The organism is Streptococcus parasalivarius (assembly GCF_054785155.1).
Window position 1 is genome coordinate 1 of the sequence record NZ_BAABOB010000016.1, and the last position, 5,793, is coordinate 5,793.

The window sequence follows — 5,793 nt, forward strand, 5'->3', positions numbered from 1 at the left end:
TACAATGTGGTACTTACACATCCATTTTGTATGTGATAAACTGTGAGCTTTTTGCGACATAGTCTTAACTCCTTTCGTTTTACAATTGGCTTGAACACCTATATTGTAACTCGTTTGGAGTTTTTTTTGTTATGACGGTATAACCTTCGATGCGCACCCGCATAGCGGGTGGTTTATTTGTTTCGCACCTTGGGAGCGAAACGGACTTAAAGTCACATAAAAAGAGAACGGAGACTGACTCCATTCTCTCAAAGTTGATGACAATTCTCTTTAGCTATTAAAAGAAATCATCAAAAAGACTTAATTGATTATCTTCTGGCATATTTCCTAGGATTCCCATTTCATCCAATTTTTCAACTAGGGTTGATGATAGACCTCCTCGTTTACGCAATTCTGTTTTGGAAAGGAACTCCCCTTCTTCACGCGCAGCAACCACTTGCTTAGCAACGTTCTCACCCAAACCTTCAAGTGCAATAAACGGTGGAATCAAGGTATCTCCTTCAATCAGAAATTCAGTTGCCTGACTCTTATAAAGATCTAACTGGCCAAAGGTAAAGCCACGCTCTAACATTTCATTGACAATTTCAAGGGTCGTAAATAAGTCATTTTCAACATTAGTCGCTTCATTTCGTTGGCGCTTCTCCTTAATATCTTCCATTCGAGCTTTAACAGCATCAAGACCCGAAGACATCGTTTTAAGCTCGAATGCTTTAGCTCGAATTGAAAAGTAGGCACAATAGTAATAAATAGGATGGTGCACTTTGAAATAAGCTACACGCAGGGCCATCATAACGTAGGCTGCCGCATGGGCTTTAGGGAACATGTATTTGATTTTACCACAAGATTCAATATACCAGTCTGGAACATTATTTTCACGCATGGCTTGAATATAGCCATTTCGCTCTTCTTCAGAAATTTTCAACCACATTCCCTTACGCACACGTTCCATAATGGTGAAGGACTTCTTAGGATCTAATCCCGCATGCATTAGGTATACCATAATATCGTCACGACAACCGATAACGGTTTTCAGAGTGGCAATACCTTCCTTGATCAAATCTTGTGCATTACCCAACCAAACGTCTGTACCATGGGACAAACCAGATAACTGTAAGAGTTCCGCAAAGGTCGTCGGATGCGTCTCGTCGACCATACCACGAACAAAGTTAGTCCCAAACTCAGGGATTCCCAACATTCCCGTTGGTGTCCCAATCTGTTCAGGTGTAACCCCCAAAATTTCAGTCCCTGAAAAAAGTTTCATCACATCTGGATCATCTGCTCGAATATCTTTGGGATCAATTCCCGATAAATCCTGCAACTTACGAATCATAGTCGGATCATCATGTCCCAGAATATCAAGCTTCAACACATTCTCATCAATATCGTGGAAGTTAAAGTGAGTCGTCTGCCAGGCAGCCGTTACATCATCGGCCGGATATTGAACAGGTGTGAAATCATAGACATCCATATAATTTGGAATAACAACGATACCACCCGGGTGCTGACCTGTGTTTCGCTTAACCCCAGCGGCACCCATGGCCAGACGATCGACCTCGGCATCACGGTAAAACTTATTGTAGTCACGTTCGTAACCTTTGACAAAACCATAAGCCGTCCGATCTGCAACAGTACCTACTGTTCCAGCACGAAAAGCATATTGCTCTCCAAAAATATCACGAACATCCAAGTGGGCTGATGGTTGATCATCACCGGAAAAGTTCAAATCGATATCCGGAACCTTATCCCCATCAAAACCTAGGAAGGTCTCGAAAGGAATATCCTGACCATCTTTTTTATACTCTGTTCCACATTCTGAACACTCCTTATCAGGCAAATCGAAGCCAGATCCATAAGAACCATCTGTAATGAACTCTGAGTGTTGACATTTAGGACATAAATAGTGTGGCGGCATTGGATTAACCTCAGTAATTCCAATCATCGTCGCAACAAAACTAGAACCGACAGATCCACGCGAACCAACTAGGTACCCACGTTCATTTGAACGGTTAACCAGCATCTGCGAAGCCAGGTAAATTACGGCAAAACCATTACCAAGAATTGAGGACAACTCTTTCTCAATTCGCAGATCAATAATATCAGGCAAAGGATTACCATAGAGCTCAAACGCTCTAGCATATGTCATCTCCGCAACCTGTTCTTCCGCACGATCAATGAAAGGTGTGTACAAGTCTTTTTTGACAACCTCGACCTCTTCAATTTGGTCTGCCATAGCCTGCGTATTAGTTACAACAATTTCATAGGCTAAGTCTTTTCCCAAAAAGGCAAAGTCATCTAGCATCTCATTCGTTGTTCTAAAATGCGCTTCAGGTAAAGGAGCAGGTTTCGCATTTTCTCCCTTACCGATTGGCCTATTAATCATTGCTCCTTGTCCCAAAGCACGAACAATGATTTCACGATAAATCGCATCCTCAGGATTGATATAATGTACATTTCCTGTAGCAAGCACAGGCTTGTCCAGACGATTAGCAACTTCAATCAGATCTCGAATCAGTTGTTCTATAGCCACCTCATCCTTAATTAAGTCCTTCGCAATCAATGGTGCATAAATCGCTGGTGGCATAACTTCAATAAAGTCATAATATTTAGCAACTTCAACTGCCTTGTCAATACCATGAGACAGAAGCGTATCAAAAACCTCACCATCAGCACAAGCAGAACCTACAATGATTCCCTCACGATACTCATCTAAGACCGTACGAGGAATACGTGCTACCCCCTCAAAGTATGAGACATTTGATAAACTTACCAACTTAAAGATATTCTTCAAGCCAGTTTGATTCTGAACATACAGCGTCGCATGTTTAACACGAGACTTTTTATACGAATCTTCCGAAACCAAATCCGTGTTCAACTGTTCCAAATTAGTCAAACCGTGCTTATCAAACACATCTTTTATGAAGATAAACAACAAACGGCCCGTTGCTTCCGCATCATAATTGGCCATGTGGTGGTGATCCAAAGCCACACCAAACCGCTTCGTCAAAGGACCCAAACCATGACGCTTATACTCAGGATAAAGATTTCGTGCAAATTCTAAAGTATCAATAACTGGTTGTGAAATTGTTGGTAACTGATGTCTTTCATAATTGGCATTCATAAAACCAACGTCAAAGGTCGCATTATGGGCTACTAGCACAGTTCCTTGACAGAATTCTTGAAACTCCTGTAAAACTTGGACTAAAGGTTTAGCACCTTTTACATGATTATCAGTAATACCTGTCAACTCAGTAGTAAAAGCAGAAAGAGGATGCCCTGGGTCTATAAATTCATCAAATTGCTCAATAATATTACCTTTATGCATTTTTGATGCCGCAATCTGAATCAAATCATTATGAACAGCAGACAAGCCCGTTGTCTCAACGTCAAATACAACATAAGTTGCTTCTTTTAATTCCAAATTCTGGGAATTATAAACAATAGGAACTTTATCCTCAACAAGATTGGCTTCAAGACCAAAAATAGCTTTAATACCAGCTTTCTTAGCCCTATGGTAGCCATGAGGAAAACTCTGAACATTAGCGTGATCAGTTATAGCAACAGCTGGGTGCCCCCAAGAAGCAGCAGTATCAATAAGCTCTTCCACAGTTGGCATGGCATCCATAGTCGACATGTTAGTATGTGCATGAAATTCCACTCGCTTTTGTCCCTCAGGCATCAAATCCTTGCGAGGTGTGTGCGAAATCTCTTTGATATCTTGTACATTCATTGTCAGACTATGAGTGAAAGGATTATTCTCAATACGACCGCGAACTCTTACCCAGTTCCCCTTTTTTATCATATCGAACTTAGCAAGCTCATCACTATCTTTGACCCAGCGCTGCATTGCAAAACTAGAGGTATAATCAGTTACCTTGAAATTAATAATAATTCGACCCGTCTTAGTTTCACGTTGCTCTACATCAAAAATATATCCTTCAAAAACAACACGATTCTCTTCAGAATTAATATCAACCATTGGCGTTATTTCAGCCTTATCAAAACTAGCTTGACGTTGACTTTGTTTCTCAGCAAAATTTTGGGCCGGTTCGTTCACAGGTTTCGGTGCTGGAGCACTCTCAAGAATAGATTGGAGAGCCTGTCTTGCCTGAGATTCAGCTTGTTCTTGTAAAGAAACCTTGTTTGTTTCGTAAGCCTCTTCTAAAGAAGATGACGCTTCCTTATCTTCAAGAACAGAAATTGATACGTCAGATAAACCAACTTGAGAAAGAGATTTAGAAATCAAAGAAATAAATCTATCCTGTAAATTTTCTTTAATAATATGCGCTGGAGCCTTAACACAAATACTATTATTTAAAATCTCAACCTTTAGATTTGAGAATAAAGAATAAATAGAGAAGTGAGAAACTTTTAAACTATCTAAGGCATATGAAAAATAATCTCCAAGTAAAGAATCATCGCAAGAAGTAGAAAGTAAACGAATCTCAAAAGAAGCTTTGGCACCTAAAGAATTGAAGGAAGAATGAAGTAAACTATCAAAAAGCACAAAAGACTCATAAGAAAGAACACTAGGAAAAGAAAAAACAAAAAACCACTGCCGTTTTGATTTAAATAGTTTTACTGTTTCGATAGAACCATCTTTAATTTCTTTAAAAGCATCGTGTTCCTCAGGAAAACGAATTTGTTTTAAGAGAAGCTGAAATTTATCAGACATAAAAATTAAACTCCTATAGACAAAAAAACACTCCTAAAGGAGTGTAACTTATACCGGCGGCCGGGGTCGAACCGGCACGTCCTTGCGGACACTGGATTTTGAGTCCAGCGCGTCTGCCAATTCCGCCACGCCGGCAAAGTATAACTGGGGTAGCTGGATTCGAACCAACGCATGAGGGAGTCAAAGTCCCTTGCCTTACCGCTTGGCTATACCCCAAATATATAGGCGAATGAGGGGAATCGAACCCCCGAATGTCAGAGCCACAATCTGATGTGTTAACCACTTCACCACATTCGCCACTTTACTAACACGGGCAGTAGGAATTGAACCCACACTGAAGGTTTTGGAGACCTTAGTTCTACCTTTAAACTATGCCCGTAACTATGGAAGGGGAGGGATTCGAACCCCCGAACCCGAAGGAGCGGATTTACAGTCCGCCGCGTTTAGCCTCTTCGCTACCCTTCCAAAATATAAACAAATGGCGCGAGACGGAATCGAACCGCCGACACATGGAGCTTCAATCCATTGCTCTACCAACTGAGCTACCGAGCCATATTGCGGGAGCAGGATTTGAACCTACGACCTTCGGGTTATGAGCCCGACGAGCTACCTAGCTGCTCCATCCCGCGTTAATTATAAGGAGGATGTGGGATTCGAACCCACGCACGCTTTTACACGCCTGACGGTTTTCAAGACCGTTCCCTTCAGCCGGACTTGGGTAATCCTCCATAAAATATAGTCCGTACGGGATTCGAACCCGTGTTACCGCCGTGAAAAGGCGGTGTCTTAACCCCTTGACCAACGGACCATATAATGGGCACGAGTGGAATCGAACCACCGACCTCACGCTTATCAGGCGTGCGCTCTAACCATCTGAGCTACGCGCCCAAGCTAATGCTTGGTTATTTGTTTCCAAATAAAGCGGGTGACGAGAATCGAACTCGCGACAACAGCTTGGAAGGCTGTAGTTTTACCACTAAACTACACCCGCTTAATGGGAGTTAACGGGATCGAACCGCTGACCCTCTGCTTGTAAGGCAGATGCTCTCCCAGCTGAGCTAAACTCCCTTTGCGCTAAGCGACTACCGTATCTAACAGGGGGCAACCCCCAACTACATCAG

At 42.0% G+C, this 5,793-nt stretch carries 1 protein-coding gene and 12 tRNA genes; all 13 read right to left on the minus strand.

Annotated features, from left to right (window positions below; translation table 11 throughout):
• Window positions 1–277 precede the first annotated feature (277 nt).
• The 13 genes from ACYVQ1_RS10100 to ACYVQ1_RS10160 all read right to left on the minus strand — a co-directional run bounded on the left by ACYVQ1_RS10100 (window position 278) and on the right by ACYVQ1_RS10160 (window position 5,740).
• Complete coding sequence (locus ACYVQ1_RS10100; RefSeq protein WP_461250568.1) at window positions 278–4,672, minus strand: PolC-type DNA polymerase III; 4,395 nt, start codon at window positions 4,670–4,672, stop codon at window positions 278–280.
• Between the two features lie 51 nt (window positions 4,673–4,723).
• Window positions 4,724–4,807: transfer RNA gene (locus ACYVQ1_RS10105), tRNA-Leu, on the minus strand.
• 9 nt (window positions 4,808–4,816) lie between these two features.
• Window positions 4,817–4,888: transfer RNA gene (locus ACYVQ1_RS10110), tRNA-Gln, on the minus strand.
• Window positions 4,889–4,896: 8 nt separating this feature from the next.
• Window positions 4,897–4,969 (minus strand) — tRNA-His (locus tag ACYVQ1_RS10115).
• Window positions 4,970–4,980: 11 nt separating this feature from the next.
• Window positions 4,981–5,051: transfer RNA gene (locus ACYVQ1_RS10120), tRNA-Trp, on the minus strand.
• Between the two features lie 5 nt (window positions 5,052–5,056).
• Window positions 5,057–5,137: transfer RNA gene (locus tag ACYVQ1_RS10125), tRNA-Tyr, on the minus strand.
• 14 nt (window positions 5,138–5,151) lie between these two features.
• Window positions 5,152–5,224 (minus strand) — tRNA-Phe (locus ACYVQ1_RS10130).
• A gap of 3 nt (window positions 5,225–5,227) precedes the next feature.
• Window positions 5,228–5,301, minus strand: a tRNA-Met gene (locus tag ACYVQ1_RS10135).
• Between the two features lie 9 nt (window positions 5,302–5,310).
• Window positions 5,311–5,400, minus strand: a tRNA-Ser gene (locus ACYVQ1_RS10140).
• A gap of 8 nt (window positions 5,401–5,408) precedes the next feature.
• Window positions 5,409–5,480 (minus strand) — tRNA-Glu (locus ACYVQ1_RS10145).
• A 6-nt stretch (window positions 5,481–5,486) separates the two neighbouring features.
• A tRNA-Ile gene (locus ACYVQ1_RS10150) sits at window positions 5,487–5,560 on the minus strand.
• Between the two features lie 32 nt (window positions 5,561–5,592).
• Window positions 5,593–5,663, minus strand: a tRNA-Gly gene (locus ACYVQ1_RS10155).
• A 4-nt stretch (window positions 5,664–5,667) separates the two neighbouring features.
• Window positions 5,668–5,740, minus strand: a tRNA-Val gene (locus ACYVQ1_RS10160).
• Window positions 5,741–5,793 lie beyond the last annotated feature (53 nt).

What these genes read in the sequence shown, in the direction of transcription:
- ACYVQ1_RS10100 (WP_461250568.1), bottom strand. Translation starts at nt 4,672, where the DNA reads ATGTCTGATAAATTTCAGCTTCTCTTAAAACAAATTCGTTTTCCTGAG.